Below are 14,333 nucleotides of genomic sequence, written 5' to 3'. Positions count from 1 at the left end.
CGAACCCCCAACCCTCAGATCCGTAGATTGACGAAATATCATTTTACAAACTTTAACAAACCACAGAACGCTTGATATATCTTGACTTCAAGACTTTGAAAATTTATTCCAGCTCAATAAAAAATACATTTTTTTATTTCGGTAGCTGTAGTGTAGCTGTAGTAGCTGTAGAAAAATTTTAATATCAAAATTAATGTTTTAGCTAAATAATTTTCGGTCGCAATTCAGGAAAATCCCAAGGACTAATTTTTTTGTCATGCATTAATCTTCCTACTACAATGCAAGGATGAACATTAAGAGAGTCAGCAAAGGCAATTATTTTGTCTTTTGTAAATGATTTATTTTCAGATATAAACTTTTTATACTCTCTATAAGGTATTAATGTGTTAGCAGCAAAATTATCAGCTTCCTGTTCCAATTCGCATTTTGCAGTTTCTTCATCACCTTCAATAAAAACCTCTTTTCTATTATGTTTTAATATATGTCCTAACTCGTGAAAAAACGAAAACCAGTATACGTCGGCAAACTTATATCGATAACTCAAAGCTAATAAAACCTTGTCTTTTTTAAGCCACTTTGTTGCACCGTTTACATATGTGCCTTTTAAATGGGGAAGTGTTACCAATGCTATCCCACACTCTGAACAGAGATTTTTTAAATTTGGGTAAATTTCTTCCCAAGGATGTTTTGAAAGCTCTCTTATAGCTGGTATAAGCTGATAAATTTTTTCTTTATCAAAAGGCTTTGTTTCTATTTTATGAGCTTCTATTTCAGCTTTCCTAATCCACGCCGCTAAGGCATAGCAAGAAGTTCTTGGATTGTTAGTTTTTCGAAAACAGACTTCTAATGTTTGAGGTATATAATTTAAAGAGGATACTCCAAAAAAATTTCTAAGATTCTTTATTTTTTCTTCTTTGCTTTTGGTTTTTGACACCCAACCAAGTTTTGACATTTCGTTATACGGAATTTGGTTTAGTATTTTTTCTTCATCCTTCAATTTTAGTTTTTCAGCTATTCTTGCTTTAGCAAGTTGATAATTAGCTTCTAAGTTCATCCAAAATTCAGCAGAAGCACCTATGACATTTTCTAATTTAAGTGCTGTTTCATAAGTTATTGGAGCAATACCATTTATTATTTCACTCACAGTTTTCTCTGAAAGCCCCATCCTTTGGGCAAATTCAGCCTGTGTCATTCCTAAATACTTAAGATTTTCCTTTATGGTTTCACCGGGTGGAATAGCAATCAACGCTTCATCTATTTTATCTTTTTTCCTTGCCATGGTAATCTATCACCTCTTCAATTTGAATTATTACGATTTTTGATAAATCTATGTCATTTTGTGTTTGATTTTCGGAAGGTGAAATAATTGATGTAAAAACCAGCCTAAATGGATGAACTAAGTACACAGCATATTGTCCTTTCCGAGAACCTTCTAACTTGTGAAAACCAGTAGCTGGCAAACAAGATATGTCATATAAAGATTTGGCAGCCTTAAGCTCATTTAATCTTTGAAAAAGTTTTTTAGCTATATCCTGCCCAAACTCTTTTTGCGCCAGCTTATAATTTTCACATATCTTTTGCAGCTTTTTAGTTTTGTACCTCACTTCCATTATACAATATGTCCTCCTGAAAGTCAATTTTTATTAACCTATTAGGTAAAGATTTTTAGAAGTGTTTTTAAATATTATAACCTAAAAACTACAGAAAAACAAATGAAAGTTTCCTTTTTAAAGGACTCCAAAATCTCTGGATAAAGCTAATTAACCCTTGAGGCTATAAAATCTGCAATCTATTGTATGCCTTATTACTTTTCAAATGGTCCTTAAAGCTGCTAATGCAAGAAAATTACTCGAAAAATACTATTTTGCGTTCTTGCAGCCTTATAACGCTTTCACATCAAAACTCATTTAAAAGCCTTCATAGAGCAGCAAAAAGCTTAGGATATATAAAAATACCACCTTAGCTTTTCTTAGCATTCCTTGAGCCTTTAGAACGCTTTTAAGAACCAAAAAAATAGCACCTTTTTCAAACTTTTAAAGGGAAATAAAAAAATTTTTCTTCTTTTTATCGAAAAATAGAACTTTTTAGCTGTTTTTAGATGTTTTTGCCTATAACCCCCCTCATGTATGGACCTGTCGCAGGTCTTTGGAGCTGGGCCCGCCGGTCTCTGGCTTTGGTTCTTTAATTTTAAGGTGGGGGGATGTCCTCCCTATACCTGCTTTCTTGAAATTACTATCTTTGACCGCATTGGTCAAAACATTTTAAGTCATTGTTGTTTACTACCTATCCAAGCCGATGAATTTCGTCGACTTGGTTTCAAGCTATAGCTTTTAAAAAAGATATAAACCCATTGCATTATTGACACGTGCAAATAACACGTGTTAATATAATATTGTGAGGTGCAAAAGAATTGAAGCCTAAAGAATTGATAAAAATACTAAAAGAAGATGGCTGGTATGAAGTAAGGCAAAGAGGTTCTCATAAACAATTTAGACATCCTTTTAAAAAAGGATTAGTAACAGTTCCATATCACAACAAGGACCTTGACCCAAAGACGCTGAGCAGTATTCTCAAACAAGCAGGATTAAAATAAATTGAACAGGGGGAAAGAACAATGAAAGATAAGTATATTTACCCGGCTATATTTGAGCCAGCAGAGAAAGAAGGTTATATTGTCACATTCCCAGATTTACCCGGATGTATAACAGAAGGAAAAAACCTTGAAGAGGCTTTATACATGGCAAAAGAAGCTCTTGAGCTGCATCTCTTTGGTTTAGAAGAAGATGGAGAGGAAATCCCTGAACCAACTCCACCAGAGAAGTTAGATATTCCAAAAGGTGCTTTTGTAGTGCCAATTATTGCGTATATGCCACCGGTTAGGGAAGAGATGGCTAACAAAAGCGTAAATAAAACTGTAACACTGCCAAGATGGCTGAGCAAAGCAGCTGAAGAGGCACATATTAACTTTTCACAGGTTTTGCAGCAGGCTCTCAAAGAGAAGTTAGGTATTAAAGAACGCATGAAAGCATAACAAAAATTGTGCCAAAAGCCTACAAAGGTATATGAACTTTTTTTAGCTTTTTTAGCAAGCAAAATTTTTATCCTGTTATCTTTTTAACCACTCTTTTTATTTGCTCTCTGTAACTGCTGCCATACTTTTGGACCATTGAAAGATGTGAAAGACACAAAACAAAGTAGTCTTTTAAAAGCCTTAGATTGTTAATTGTGAGATTGTCCCAGTTCTTCTCTATAAACTCTTCAACCTCCCACTTGGCAGCAAGAAGCTTCATCCTGTCCTGTTCTCCTTGCTGCTTTAAAACCCTTAGCTTGTCCAATTGCGGTATTGATGACAGAACCTCAAGCTGTTTTCTTTTCTCCTCTCTGGCAATCACTGCTGCCTCAACTGATGAGGATTTATATAAACTACCACTTGACACATGAACAGCTGGGCATGAAATGAATACTGTCAAGTCGTCAAGGTCTGCCTCTATCTTCTCCTGTCTTATTTTTGCTAACAACTTCTTTCTTGCTGCTTTAAACACCTTATCACTTGCAGGTGGAGTTTTCCCTGTGCTTATATAATACAAAACTCTTTCTTTCTCTTCATCTGTCAATATGTCAAAGTATCTTTGCAGCTTTTCTGAAATGTCTTTTCTTATAACTTCACTTTCAACAGAATAGCCATCTGATATTACTTCTGCCAAAACTGCTGTGTCCTCATCTGGTTCTTTTGATACTGGACTGTCCAAAGAAATAGCTGCTGTCAATTTGTACTTTGGCAAACTTCTTTTGATTCTGTTTTCAATCACCTTGCAAGCATAGGTTGAGAAGCTTCCCTTCTCTGGGTTGAAGTTTTTTGCTGCTATGACAAGTCCAAAGTATCCCTCGCTCACAAGGTCATCTACTTCATAGCAGTAACCACTTGGGCATGGCATAAACTTATTGGCAATGTGATAGACAAGTTTTAGATTGTCAGTAATTAAAAGCTGTCTTTGAGCTTCTGTAAGCTGTGGCAAAGCTGTTTTTTGCATTGTTACAACCACTCCTTTGAAGCTCAGTTCAAGGCAGTATCCTCATTTGGTTCATTAAGTGCCTGTATGATTTCTCTTATCCTCTGGAGCAGTTCCTCATTATTGTTGTCCTTCTTTTCATCAATTCCAAGTGCAAGCCTCTGTCCTTTTTGGACCTTCTCTATCACATCTGCAAGCTTTTCAAGTGCATAAACATTTATCTTGCCTTCTTTGGTCCTTATTGTTTTATCATCATAAAGAGCCTGCCTGACTAATTCAAGCAGCCTGTTCCAATATTCAATATGCAAACTGTTATAATCACAAGCAAGCTCTGCGTGTTTTTGAATCGTCTTTTCTACTATGAGGTTGTTTTTGGTTCTCTCAACCTGTCGTTTTTCCCGCAGCCATCCTTTTGCCTTGTTTCGCAAAAGTCCATAGCTGATATTCTTTGCCTCTGCAAACTCTTTTAAAGACCTATAGCTGCCAAGTACAAACTCACTCTTTAACCCTTCCCAGTCATAGCTTATCATTTTTAACACCTCCAAACTTGCGTTCTATTTTAATTATACCATCCTTTTAGCTGCATTGTCGAATTTTGTCATAAGGTTGATAGCAGAATGCAACAGTGGTATTACATGTGCTACCAGTTTAAAAAAAAAAAGCACCTTATACAAGGTGCTTTCAAAATATAATCTTATCTTTTTATCATCTACTTATTTTTTCTTGCAAACGTCATCTACAGTTAAAACCTTGTTGTTTTCTGTTGCCATTATTTTACCCAGTGAGTCAATGAAATCCTGTGCCTCTTTTTTGCTTTTAAACGTTGCTAATGGAGTTCCAAAATCTCCATCGTCATAGCCAAATATAGCTAAAACAATTACTCCTTTTATAGGTATTCCACCGTCATATTCTACTGTTCCACTCGTGGTTTTGAAATATAAAGCCTTTTCTAAATTTACTAAATTACCATTTTCGCACCTAAATAATACCATCTTTAAAACCTCCTTTTATTTATTTTTTTGAACCGACAGGCTGCAAACCTGCCGACTCTAATTCAGCCATTTCATTCTATCAAAAGTTTTGTCACAAGCCTTGCACCATCTTTAAAGCCCTGTCTGTACCCATGGAGTTCATAAATTGCACACAAGTAACTTTGGAGTTCTTCAATCTCTGTGTAAATTTTCAATGCTTCATCATTTAGCAGTTCTTTGAGCTTGGTTTACAAAATACTGATTGTTCCTGTAGTCTTCAAATATTCTTGGTCCTTCAATATTTCATTGGACCTGCAGCTTGCAAGTTCTACTGTAAATTGAGAAAACATCCTCTCAAATAAATCATTTTCTGGTTGAATCTTTTCAAGTGTCAACATTGCCAAATCTCCTCACTTTCTGATTTGGTTTTTAAAAGAATCTCCTCAGGAATTGTAAAACCTTTGCTCTGCCAAAATCTTAGTTCATCATCCAACGGCTGATACCTTATCTCAACCAAATACTCAATTCCTTCATTGTTCAAACACTCTTTTAAGTATTCAATCAGGATAAGCACTCTTAAAGTTTGAGCACATTCCCGCAAGTCACCAAGTTGAAGGTTCTTTTCAAAATGTGATTTGAACAGTTCAGAGCCCTGGTCTAAAAAAGAAGTCAAAAGCTTTCTGTAGACCAAATCAATTGAAGAGGCAATTGTAAACCAGTGTGCTGTTTCTAATTCTCCTCTTATAGCTCTTCTTAAACTATCAATCAGAATTGAGCTTGCATAGGTTATAATCTCATCAAGAGTTCTGCTGCCTTCTGTGAGTTTGCAAAGCTTATCATATACAGGCTTTGGTAGATTCACTGTAACCTTTGGCATTTCAAATTTACTCTCCTTTTTTTAGTTTTTAATTGTGTTGCTTTTGGTTAAGCTACTCTTTTGAAGGTTTTTAATAAAGTCCTCTACAGCCCTTGTTGTCTCTTTTTTATAAACGTCATCAACTTTGTCATTCAGATAGTCCAAAAACCTCTCCAGTTCTTCAAGCTCCACTACAACTTTTTTGGTCATTTAAAAACATCTCCTTTCCAATTAAAGATTTGAGCTTATTTAAATTTTTAAATAGCTGCCACTGTTTTAGTGTCATTGTCTTTGAAATTGTCCTCTTTTGGGTATCTGTATATAGGGTAAAGTTCATAGATATACTCATTTGACATTGGCTGCATGTAACTTTTAACCCTGATGGCAACATCAGTTTGAGGAAAACAGTTAGGGCATACAAAAGCTCCTATAGCGTCTACATAGACAAGTTCATTGCCTTTGCACATCTCACATCTGAAATCAGTAAAAGCTTCTTTGGTTTTGCTAATATCAAGTGGTTTTTTGCTTTTTATAACAAAGTGCTTCCCACTGGCAGAGACTCTTTGCTCAGAAAAGCTGAATTGCAAAACTTTTTTGTCAGATTTCTGTTCCTGTTCTTGCCTTGTAGTGTTTTCTGATAGGCCAAAAAAATTTATAGCTACGTTTTGCTTTAAAGCTTGAATAGCTTCTTTCAGTCTTTCCTTGTCCAAAAAGATAAGAGCAGCTTCAATCTCTTTTAGCTGTTGCTGAGTTGCATAATCTTTATAGCCTTTTATCTCATCTTCAGCTGTTTTACAAAGCTCAATGTATTGTGCTTTTAAATCAGGGTTGCTTTCAATTATCCTTTTCATTTGTTCAAGTGCCTTTTCGTCCCCAAAGCGATAGTATTTTTGTTTAAGGCTATTGAACATTGAAAACACTCCTTTCCAAGGGCATGATAGTAAGATTTGTAAAACCAAATACTTTATCGGGTTCTTATTTTATTACCAGCTGATTTGGAAATTGTGTAAAAAACTTACCCTCAAAATGGATTTTCAGAACGTTTTTTTTTCGTGTAACACCTTTGAGGTGTTACAAAATTAAGCCTCAAAAACCCTTGAAAAATCAGAGGTTTTACTTTTGTAGAAATGTGTAACACCTAATTTTAAAATATATATATACTTTTTTTATATTTTGAGGGTAAATTTTTTCCAATGGTAATTGGTATATAATGGAGATTAAAATTCTGTTTTTTTTATATACTTATTATTTTAGGTGTTACAGGTGTTACATAGGGTATATAGATACCTTATATACTTTGATAAATCTTAATTCTTTTTGTAACACCTTTTGTAACACCTGTAACACCTAATTGTTTTAAAGGCTTGATAGTTCTCAGTTTGTTAGGTGTTACAACTCTTTTATACCCCTTAAGGGTATAGAAGATGATTCGGCTTGAGGAAGTTTTATTCTTATTACTCTGCATACTTGTTTGCCTATTCTTTTAGGATATTGGAATTTCCTTTTGTCTCTTTCAAAAACAGCTTTGAGCAATCCTTTTTCTGCCCAGCTTGTATAAACCTTTTTGGGATTAAAACCCTGCTCTTCCAACAACTTTCCCAATATTGCAGGGATGAAATCAACAAAGTCGTCATTCAAAAAACCCCATCTTTCCTTTGCTTCATCCTTAAAATTGCTGATATGAGAATTGACCATGTCCACAATGTAATCATAGGCACGTTGCCCTATGTCTACCTCTTCTGTACTTTGAAGTTGTTCAGCTATAGCTGATATAACAACAATTGTAATTTCTTCTGACTTCTCTTCACCGAAAATTATCTTTGAGGTAGCAATGTCAACGGCCCCGACAAAGGATAGTGCCTGAGCATGGCTTTGTAAAATCTCAGGATAGAAGATTAAAATTTGCTCTAATAAACTTTGTGATGTATCTTTGATTTGTTGCAACAGTCCCTTGTTTTGTTTGATAGCTTTTATCCACTCTCTGCCAGCCCAGCCAAAGTTGTTATTAATAACTTTGTAACACTCTCTCGCTTCATCTTCATTATTAAAAGGCTTTAAATTAATCTCTATCGTTCTTGTGAATACACCCTCATTTGAAGTTGTGCTGCTCAGAGGTTCTTCACCTGTTGATAGAATTATTGTGTGCCAACTTGTAAGAGGCTGCAAGCCTCCAGTCTTTGAACCTCTAAGCTTCCCTTTTCCAAGCGAGAGCATATATACAATATTTTCAGTAAATTCTTGATTGTTTGCGACCTGTCGTTCGTCAATACCAATAGGTAGGTCATTATAAAAGCTTGCATTTTTTTCAAGACCAACCTTAGTGGCATTGAATGTCACAATAAGGTCCTCTGGGTTACCCCAGACCGACAAAGCAGCTTTCAAAGCTGCTGTTTTGCCACTTCTGGAGTCGCCCCAAAGGTGGACAAGAAAAATTCTCTGCTGGAGAAGTTTTAGTAGCGGTGCTGCAAAAGAAGCAGCTAACATGAAGCGAAAAGCTTCGTTATACCTGAATTGCTTTATTCCTTGCAGCCATTCTTGAAATGTCCCAGCTGTGGTCAAACCTTCAAAAACGTTGCCATTGAATAGAACAAGAATATCTTCTTCATAAGGAAAGAATTTGTTACCAAACCAACCTAATTTATTGGTCATAAATTTTAGTGGAATTTTATCCATGTTTGCAGATTCAAAATCGTAAAAATATTGCACCATATTCTTTGCGTTAATAGAATTTACTAAGATGCCATAATTAGAAAGGTCTATGATACATCGATTATTAGCTATTTGCTCCTTGTCAATTACTATGAAGTTTCTTCGATTGTTATTTATATAAGCCAGCTCTACTTTCTGTCTTGAGGTTTCAATGTCTACCAACTTTTTGCTGATAATAACTGGTGTCTTAGTAATCTCAATAGTTTCAAGTCCTTTTTTCTTTGTCGTTTCTTTAAATATCCCTTCGGCTGTGATATAATACCCCTGTGGAGTATTATATTTTATGCCGAAAGGATTTTCTTCTTTTGTTGCTTCTATATATTCTGTGAGGTCAATTTCTTCAGCTGACTGCAAAATTTTGTCAAAATTTTCTTTGAAAGAAGTAGTGTCTTTAAGATAAAGCCCACTTGGATCTTTGTATTCGTCAATTGTAAACTTAAAAACTTTACAATTTACACCAAGTTCTTTTATTGAAGTACAAATCTTATTAACAAAAGTCTGACCTGCATCAGTTTTTTCGCCTGCTGGTTCACGGCTGATGTAAACTTTTAACCCTTCAAAGTATTTTGCCCATTCTGCTTTGAAGGCTGTTGCCCCTGGTATCCCAAGAGCTGGATAGTCATTAAGCCATAATGTATGCGTGTCTGATTCGCCTTCTACAACTACTATGTAGCCCTTCTTGTATGCTTCGTTTATTTTCCAAAGCCCATATGGATAAGTGCCTTTTCCCTTTCCCCAAGTAAAACGATTTTCACTTTTTGGGTGATGTCTTATTCTTGCTCTCAAAAACTTTCCTTCCTCATCATAATATGGAATTTCAACGCCTGTTTTACATGTCTTAAGACCTAATCTTTTTAAAAAATCTAAAGGCAATTTCTTTTCTTGGCTATAGTCTTCCAATGTGTATCTCATTTTTCCCTTTTTCTCCTCGCTTTTATCCAATAACCCTGCTTCTTTGAGCAACATTTTATAAGCTTCTTTCCTATTTATTTTTTCCATTCTTTCTAAAAATGTTACTGCATTGCCTTGGCCACAGCCTGCTTCACACTTCCAGCAACCATTTGCTATCCTAAACCAGAACGAATTGTGCTGGTCATCATGAAAAGGACACCTTGCACTTATTTTATCAGTGCCTGTCCTTCTCATATTTGTGAGATACCGACTGTAAAATCTCTCATAATCAATATGTTTGTCCAATTCTGCATTTTTGTATTGCTTTGACACTTTCTATTCCTCCCTTTTTCAAAACACCAGCCAAGCCACCTTGCCGATTCCCAAACAAGGTAGCAATGAAGAAAGGGGATAGCCAACATGGTAAGTATCTGCTATTTATTCTGGCAAGCCTGTTCATTGACCCATTTTATGAAAGCTTCCTTGGGAATTAAGATTCTTCGCTGCCCAGCTAAAATTTTTGGGAAGTCTTTTCTGTGCACCAAGGTGAGCATTACGTTGTAGCTTATACCAAGCATTTGAGCAGCTTCTTTAATGCTAATTGTCAGTTTCTCTATTTTCTCTCTTTGAGGTTGAGGATTATAAATTTCCATTGAGAACACCTCTTATTATTAATGTTTTAAAAAAAGTTATCTAAAACTATTCAATTAGTTTTCTAATTTTATTATATCAAACTAAATGTATTTGTCAACAGTTAGTTTTAATTTTTTATTATTAAATTCATTTAGTTTCTTATTGTTAATTCTCTAAGTTTGTTCTATAATGAGAATTAAACGAATAGTTTTTGGTGGTGGTTGAGTGAATTTATTCAGATTTAGACTTAAAGAGCTTAGAGAAGAAAAGAATATTTCAAGAAATGATTTGGCAGAAATTTTAGGCGTTTCGACGCAAACCATAGCAAATTATGAGAATGGACATAGAGAGCCTAATTTTGACACATTGCTTAAGATTGCTGATTTTTTTGGTGTAACTGTGGACTACTTAATTGGTCACAGTGATTTCAGAACAAGAGAAGAAGAGTTCAAGGGGAAGAATTTCTATGAGAAATATAAGCTTGATGAAGTAATTGAAGTTTCATTGGATTCAGAAAGCAAAGCAATTTTGGGCAACATTCTAGTAAATAATGTTGAACCACTTATAAGGAATATATCTGGTATTTTATATCAACATACTTTTGGGGATGAGAAAAAAGATTTTTTTACTTTATTTAAGAAATTATTGGATAGTTTAAACCTATACTTTGGTAGTTTGCTTGAATATACGAAAAAACCAGCATATTTTTTAGCTTTAAAAAGTGATTACGACCCGAGCTATGCACTAAAGTTACTTTTTGAACGCTATGGCTTTAATAATGTAGTGTCAAATTACAAAAGAAATTCTTTTATGTTTGAAAAAAAGATGGATGATGAAACAATAACCAAAATAATTTCTGAACTTCAAGAGACTTCATTATTCCTTATAAGTTTATTAAAACCACAAGGTGAAGTTTTAACTTCTATGAGAAATATAGAAGCATTCTATCTTAATAATTTTGAAGAAAATTTAGTAAGAATATTAAAACTCATAGGAGCAGTTCAAGGTATAGTAGATATTTCAGAAATCAGCAATATAAAAAATATAAACAAAGAAGGTGATACTGATGGAAGCCAGGATTCCTAAGATTTACACCTATGCAGACTATCTTCAGCTGCCAGAAGACGCAAGAGTAGAGCTGATTGAAGGTGTCATCTATGATATGAGCCCTGCACCTTCAAGAATGCACCAAAAGATAGTTTCAGAGCTAACAATAACAATTGGTAGCTATCTTCGGCAAAATAAAAAAACCTGCGAAATTTACACAGCTCCTTTTGATGTTGTCCTGATAGAAGAAGGGCAGGATGAAAAACAGGCAGTCAATGTTGTGCAGCCTGATATTTCGATTATTTGCGATAAGAAAAAACTTACTGACAAAGGCTGCATTGGAGCTCCTGAGATGATAATTGAGGTGGTGTCACAAAATAATCCTGCACATGATTATATCAGAAAACTTAACCTTTACACTCAATTTGGGGTTAAAGAATACTGGATTGTCAACCCATATGAACAGAACATTTTTGTGTATGTATATCATCCAGAGACAGGATATTCATATCCCAAAGTTTACACTTTCAACGACAAAGTGAAGGTCTCTCTTTTTGAAGACCTTATAATAGACTTTGCCCAGATAAAAGAGGTGCTGTAATATGCCTACAAAGACAAAAAAGAGAGGTAATAATGAAGGCAGTATTTACAAACGAAAAGACGGGCTCTGGTGTGGGCAAATCACAATAGGAAGAGACGAAAACGGAAGACAAAAGAGGCAGTATTTTTATGGTAAGACAAGGCAAGAGGTTGCTGAAAAGATAGCAAAGGCACTCAACGACATAGCAACAGGTGTTTATGTTGACCCTGCAAAGATAACATTGAAATATTGGCTTAACACGTGGCTTTGGGAATATAAAAAACAGACATTGCGACCCTCAACCTTCCAAGATTATGAAGGCATTATCAATAATCACATTATTCCATCTATAGGAAATTATAAACTTAAAGATTTAAGACCTGAACACTTGCAAGCATTGTATAATTCTAAATGTGAGAGTGGGCTCTCATATTCTACTATAAAGCACATTCATGTTATATTACACTCAGCATTAGACCAAGCGCTAAAGAATGGACTGGTTATAAGAAATGTAAGTGAAGCAACAACATTGCCAAAAGCAAAGAATAAGAAAGAAATAAGAGTCATGAGTCTGGAAGAACAAAAGAGGTTTATAGCTGCTTTGGAAGGTGAAAGACTAAGACCGGCTTTTTTATTGGCTCTTGCAAGTGGAGTCAGGCTTGGTGAGCTTCTTGCTTTGAAGTGGGATTGCGTAAATCTCAAAGAAGGCACAATAACAGTAAAAAGGTCTCTCAAAAGAATAAAAACATATGATAAACACCTGCCGACAAAAACCATGTTAGCGTTTCAAGAACCTAAAACTGCTTCTGGTATAAGAACAATCCCTATACCACCTGCTATTGTGGAAGAGCTAAAAGAACACCGAAAGAGGCAGCTTGAAGAGAAGTTGAAAGCCGGAAATCTATATGAAGATAACAATTTAGTATTTGCAACAGAACTCGGCACTCCAATTGAACCAAGGAATTTTTTAAGGACATTTTACCGAATAATTAAAAGGGCAAACCTTGACATAAACTTTCATGCATTAAGGCACACATATGCAACAAGGCTTTTAGAAGCCAATGAACATCCTAAGGTTGTACAAGAGCTTTTAGGACATAAGGACATCTCAACAACTCTCAATATCTATTCCCATGTTATGCCGGAAATAAAGAAGGCTGCTGCAATGAAGTTGAACAATTTATTTGAGGATATAATAAAAACAAAGGGTAATCACTCCTAAACAGGTGGAGTAATTACCCTAATTTTTTACAGTTTCTCGGGTAGCTGTAGGGTAGCTGTAGAAAATGCATTTGTAATATTATTCCAAACCTCAAACCCTTGAAAATAACTGGCGCGCCCAGGAGGATTCGAACCCCCAACCCTCAGATCCGTAGTCTGATGCTCTATCCAATTGAGCTATGGGCGCGCAACTTTTGTTTTTTTTCTGTTCCACAAATAAAAAATAAAGCCCTGTTAGTAGGGCTCTATTTTCTTTTTAGTTGGTGCCGAGAGCGAGACTCGAACTCGCACGGGCATAACGCCCACTACCCCCTCAAAGTAGCGTGTCTGCCAATTCCACCATCTCGGCACCTTTTGTAGCTGTCGCAATATATATTATAAAAAGCTCTTTCAACTTTGTCAATAACTTTTTTGAATTTTAACTTCCACAGCAGCCTCTGTTTCCTGAGCAGCTGCTGCAACTCTGGGTATTTGAGCTATTTGCCGCAGATATTCCGAAATTTATTCTGGAATAATCTCTTCTTACATCATCTGAAGAACACTTGGGACAAATTACTTTTAAACCATTTGAAATCTCTGAAATAGAAGCATTTATTTCGAAAACCTCTTCACATTTATTGCAGATAAACGTGTAGTACATTTTATCCTGCCACCTTCATTATTTTTCTCTATTTCAAATAGTATACCAGAAAATTAAGCAAATTCAACCCTATTTTAAATTTACTCTGCCTGCATTATTGAAGGCGGAGTGTATACTCTTGTTGATAATTCTTTGTCCAAAAACAAAAGTCCGCTCGGGTCTTCTTTGATAAATTTGAGCTTTCTCAAAATTTTATCCATTGTTTCCTCTTCCTCTGCCTGCTCGCTTATAAACCACTGCAGGAAGTTGTGCGTTGTGAGGTCTTTTTCCTCAAAAGCAGCTTTAGCTATTTCATGTATGGAGGATGTTATAAACTGCTCATGAGCAAGCGCTAACTCGAACACTTCTGTAGGGGATGAGTAGTCTATTTTTGGTTGCTTTAATTCTTTGAGAATAACCCTTCCACCAATTTTGTTGATGTAGTCAAAAATCAGCCTTGCATGGTCTAATTCTTCTTTTGTCTGGACATTGAAAAAGTGTGCAAAACCATCTAAGTTTTGTGAAGCAAAATAAGCTTCCATTGCTGTGTAAAAATAAGCAGAAAAAAGTTCTCTGTTGAGTTGTTCATTGAGCATATCAATTATTTTCTCACTCTTCATTATTCATTTCCACCTCTCAAAAAATATTTTTTTCGTATTTATTTTTACCCTCAAAAATAGAAAAGTTAACAACATCTTTTTTTAAATTGTGGTATAATTATTTTATTAGGATGGTATCGACAGGGTTGTCGAGCCATACCAAACTCATGTGGGCTATTTGGCTTTATTTGAAAATT

Annotated in this window: 19 protein-coding genes and 2 tRNA genes; 5 read left to right on the top strand and 16 right to left on the bottom strand. The window is 35.2% G+C overall.

Annotated features, from left to right (window positions below; all coding sequences use genetic code 11):
* Positions 1 to 202 precede the first annotated feature (202 nt).
* Entirely contained in the window at positions 203 to 1,279 is a 1,077-nt protein-coding gene (locus OTK00_RS08865; RefSeq protein ID WP_045169921.1) for a HigA family addiction module antitoxin, read from the bottom strand.
* Entirely contained in the window at positions 1,260 to 1,610 is a 351-nt protein-coding gene (locus tag OTK00_RS08860; RefSeq protein WP_045169920.1) for a type II toxin-antitoxin system RelE/ParE family toxin, read from the bottom strand. The genes OTK00_RS08865 and OTK00_RS08860 overlap by 20 nt, the downstream gene beginning before the upstream one ends.
* Positions 1,611 to 2,410: 800 nt before the next feature.
* Here OTK00_RS08860 and OTK00_RS08855 point away from each other — a divergent pair.
* Together OTK00_RS08855 and OTK00_RS08850 are read left to right on the top strand one after the other, a co-directional pair.
* Positions 2,411 to 2,593: a type II toxin-antitoxin system HicA family toxin gene (locus tag OTK00_RS08855; protein ID WP_045169919.1), complete on the top strand. Its 183-nt coding sequence runs from the start codon at positions 2,411 to 2,413 to the stop codon at positions 2,591 to 2,593.
* Between the two features lie 21 nt (positions 2,594 to 2,614).
* Positions 2,615 to 3,031, top strand: coding sequence for a type II toxin-antitoxin system HicB family antitoxin (locus OTK00_RS08850; RefSeq protein ID WP_045169918.1), 417 nt, complete (start codon positions 2,615 to 2,617; stop codon positions 3,029 to 3,031).
* 67 nt (positions 3,032 to 3,098) lie between these two features.
* Here OTK00_RS08850 and OTK00_RS08845 read toward each other — a convergent pair whose 3' ends face one another.
* From OTK00_RS08845 to OTK00_RS08800, 10 genes are all read right to left on the bottom strand, one after another.
* On the bottom strand, positions 3,099 to 4,031 hold the full coding sequence (locus tag OTK00_RS08845) for a sigma-70 family RNA polymerase sigma factor (RefSeq protein ID WP_045169917.1): 933 nt from the start codon (positions 4,029 to 4,031) through the stop codon (positions 3,099 to 3,101).
* Positions 4,032 to 4,054: 23 nt separating this feature from the next.
* Positions 4,055 to 4,540, bottom strand: a complete 486-nt coding sequence (locus tag OTK00_RS08840; RefSeq protein ID WP_045169916.1) for a hypothetical protein — start codon at positions 4,538 to 4,540, stop codon at positions 4,055 to 4,057.
* Positions 4,541 to 4,723: 183 nt separating this feature from the next.
* Positions 4,724 to 5,002: a hypothetical protein gene (locus tag OTK00_RS08835; RefSeq protein ID WP_045169915.1), complete on the bottom strand. Its 279-nt coding sequence runs from the start codon at positions 5,000 to 5,002 to the stop codon at positions 4,724 to 4,726.
* 71 nt (positions 5,003 to 5,073) lie between these two features.
* Positions 5,074 to 5,196: a hypothetical protein gene (locus OTK00_RS08830; protein WP_268760768.1), complete on the bottom strand. Its 123-nt coding sequence runs from the start codon at positions 5,194 to 5,196 to the stop codon at positions 5,074 to 5,076.
* 33 nt (positions 5,197 to 5,229) lie between these two features.
* Positions 5,230 to 5,379, bottom strand: a complete 150-nt coding sequence (locus tag OTK00_RS08825) for a hypothetical protein (RefSeq protein ID WP_241765515.1) — start codon at positions 5,377 to 5,379, stop codon at positions 5,230 to 5,232.
* Positions 5,373 to 5,858 (bottom strand): hypothetical protein, encoded by a 486-nt coding sequence (locus OTK00_RS08820; RefSeq protein ID WP_045169914.1) that lies wholly within the window; start codon positions 5,856 to 5,858, stop codon positions 5,373 to 5,375. The genes OTK00_RS08825 and OTK00_RS08820 overlap by 7 nt, the downstream gene beginning before the upstream one ends.
* A gap of 21 nt (positions 5,859 to 5,879) precedes the next feature.
* Entirely contained in the window at positions 5,880 to 6,047 is a 168-nt protein-coding gene (locus OTK00_RS08815) for a hypothetical protein (RefSeq protein WP_198525736.1), read from the bottom strand.
* Between the two features lie 47 nt (positions 6,048 to 6,094).
* Positions 6,095 to 6,748 carry a hypothetical protein gene (locus OTK00_RS08810; protein ID WP_045169913.1) on the bottom strand — a complete coding sequence of 218 codons (654 nt, stop codon included), beginning with the start codon at positions 6,746 to 6,748 and terminating at the stop codon, positions 6,095 to 6,097.
* 478 nt (positions 6,749 to 7,226) lie between these two features.
* Positions 7,227 to 9,770, bottom strand: a complete 2,544-nt coding sequence (locus OTK00_RS08805) for a DUF927 domain-containing protein (RefSeq protein ID WP_045169912.1) — start codon at positions 9,768 to 9,770, stop codon at positions 7,227 to 7,229.
* Between the two features lie 101 nt (positions 9,771 to 9,871).
* Complete coding sequence (locus tag OTK00_RS08800; RefSeq protein WP_045169911.1) at positions 9,872 to 10,090, bottom strand: helix-turn-helix domain-containing protein; 219 nt, start codon at positions 10,088 to 10,090, stop codon at positions 9,872 to 9,874.
* A 205-nt stretch (positions 10,091 to 10,295) separates the two neighbouring features.
* On the opposite strand from OTK00_RS08800, the gene OTK00_RS08795 reads away from it, so the two are divergent.
* From OTK00_RS08795 to OTK00_RS08785, 3 genes are read left to right on the top strand one after another with little or no spacing between them, the layout of a single operon-like run.
* Positions 10,296 to 11,156 (top strand): helix-turn-helix domain-containing protein, encoded by an 861-nt coding sequence (locus OTK00_RS08795; protein WP_045169910.1) that lies wholly within the window; start codon positions 10,296 to 10,298, stop codon positions 11,154 to 11,156.
* Complete coding sequence (locus OTK00_RS08790) at positions 11,137 to 11,718, top strand: Uma2 family endonuclease (protein ID WP_045169909.1); 582 nt, start codon at positions 11,137 to 11,139, stop codon at positions 11,716 to 11,718. Before OTK00_RS08795 ends, OTK00_RS08790 begins: the two co-directional genes overlap by 20 nt.
* Before the next feature lies 1 nt (position 11,719).
* Positions 11,720 to 12,919: a tyrosine-type recombinase/integrase gene (locus OTK00_RS08785; protein ID WP_045169908.1), complete on the top strand. Its 1,200-nt coding sequence runs from the start codon at positions 11,720 to 11,722 to the stop codon at positions 12,917 to 12,919.
* Between the two features lie 109 nt (positions 12,920 to 13,028).
* On the opposite strand, the gene OTK00_RS08780 is transcribed toward OTK00_RS08785, so the two are convergent.
* The 4 genes from OTK00_RS08780 to OTK00_RS08765 form a co-directional block, all read right to left on the bottom strand.
* Positions 13,029 to 13,105 (bottom strand) — tRNA-Arg (locus tag OTK00_RS08780).
* 74 nt (positions 13,106 to 13,179) lie between these two features.
* A tRNA-Leu gene (locus OTK00_RS08775) sits at positions 13,180 to 13,267 on the bottom strand.
* Positions 13,268 to 13,336: 69 nt separating this feature from the next.
* A complete protein-coding gene (locus tag OTK00_RS08770) occupies positions 13,337 to 13,558 on the bottom strand; it encodes an FmdB family zinc ribbon protein (RefSeq protein ID WP_045169907.1) in 222 nt (73 codons plus the stop codon).
* Positions 13,559 to 13,638: 80 nt separating this feature from the next.
* On the bottom strand, positions 13,639 to 14,157 hold the full coding sequence (locus tag OTK00_RS08765) for a ferritin (RefSeq protein ID WP_045169906.1): 519 nt from the start codon (positions 14,155 to 14,157) through the stop codon (positions 13,639 to 13,641).
* Positions 14,158 to 14,333 lie beyond the last annotated feature (176 nt).

Source organism: Caldicellulosiruptor morganii (genome assembly GCF_026810225.1).
Classification (GTDB): Bacteria; Bacillota; Thermoanaerobacteria; order Caldicellulosiruptorales; family Caldicellulosiruptoraceae; genus Caldicellulosiruptor; species Caldicellulosiruptor morganii.
Note: the sequence above shows the minus strand (reverse complement) of the source record. Positions and strands in the feature narration are given on the sequence as shown.

Bases quoted from the DNA above. Each gene is read 5' to 3' on its own strand.
- OTK00_RS08865 (WP_045169921.1), bottom strand. From the start codon at position 1,279: ATGGCAAGGAAAAAAGATAAAATAGATGAAGCGTTGATTGCTATTCCA.
- OTK00_RS08860 (WP_045169920.1), bottom strand. From the start codon at position 1,610: ATGGAAGTGAGGTACAAAACTAAAAAGCTGCAAAAGATATGTGAAAAT.
- OTK00_RS08850 (WP_045169918.1), top strand. From the start codon at position 2,615: ATGAAAGATAAGTATATTTACCCGGCTATATTTGAGCCAGCAGAGAAA.
- OTK00_RS08845 (WP_045169917.1), bottom strand. From the start codon at position 4,031: ATGCAAAAAACAGCTTTGCCACAGCTTACAGAAGCTCAAAGACAGCTT.
- OTK00_RS08840 (WP_045169916.1), bottom strand. From the start codon at position 4,540: ATGATAAGCTATGACTGGGAAGGGTTAAAGAGTGAGTTTGTACTTGGC.
- OTK00_RS08835 (WP_045169915.1), bottom strand. From the start codon at position 5,002: ATGGTATTATTTAGGTGCGAAAATGGTAATTTAGTAAATTTAGAAAAG.
- OTK00_RS08825 (WP_241765515.1), bottom strand. From the start codon at position 5,379: ATGTTGACACTTGAAAAGATTCAACCAGAAAATGATTTATTTGAGAGG.
- OTK00_RS08820 (WP_045169914.1), bottom strand. From the start codon at position 5,858: ATGCCAAAGGTTACAGTGAATCTACCAAAGCCTGTATATGATAAGCTT.
- OTK00_RS08815 (WP_198525736.1), bottom strand. From the start codon at position 6,047: ATGACCAAAAAAGTTGTAGTGGAGCTTGAAGAACTGGAGAGGTTTTTG.
- OTK00_RS08810 (WP_045169913.1), bottom strand. From the start codon at position 6,748: ATGTTCAATAGCCTTAAACAAAAATACTATCGCTTTGGGGACGAAAAG.
- OTK00_RS08800 (WP_045169911.1), bottom strand. From the start codon at position 10,090: ATGGAAATTTATAATCCTCAACCTCAAAGAGAGAAAATAGAGAAACTG.
- OTK00_RS08790 (WP_045169909.1), top strand. From the start codon at position 11,137: ATGGAAGCCAGGATTCCTAAGATTTACACCTATGCAGACTATCTTCAG.
- OTK00_RS08785 (WP_045169908.1), top strand. From the start codon at position 11,720: ATGCCTACAAAGACAAAAAAGAGAGGTAATAATGAAGGCAGTATTTAC.
- OTK00_RS08770 (WP_045169907.1), bottom strand. From the start codon at position 13,558: ATGTACTACACGTTTATCTGCAATAAATGTGAAGAGGTTTTCGAAATA.
- OTK00_RS08765 (WP_045169906.1), bottom strand. From the start codon at position 14,157: ATGAAGAGTGAGAAAATAATTGATATGCTCAATGAACAACTCAACAGA.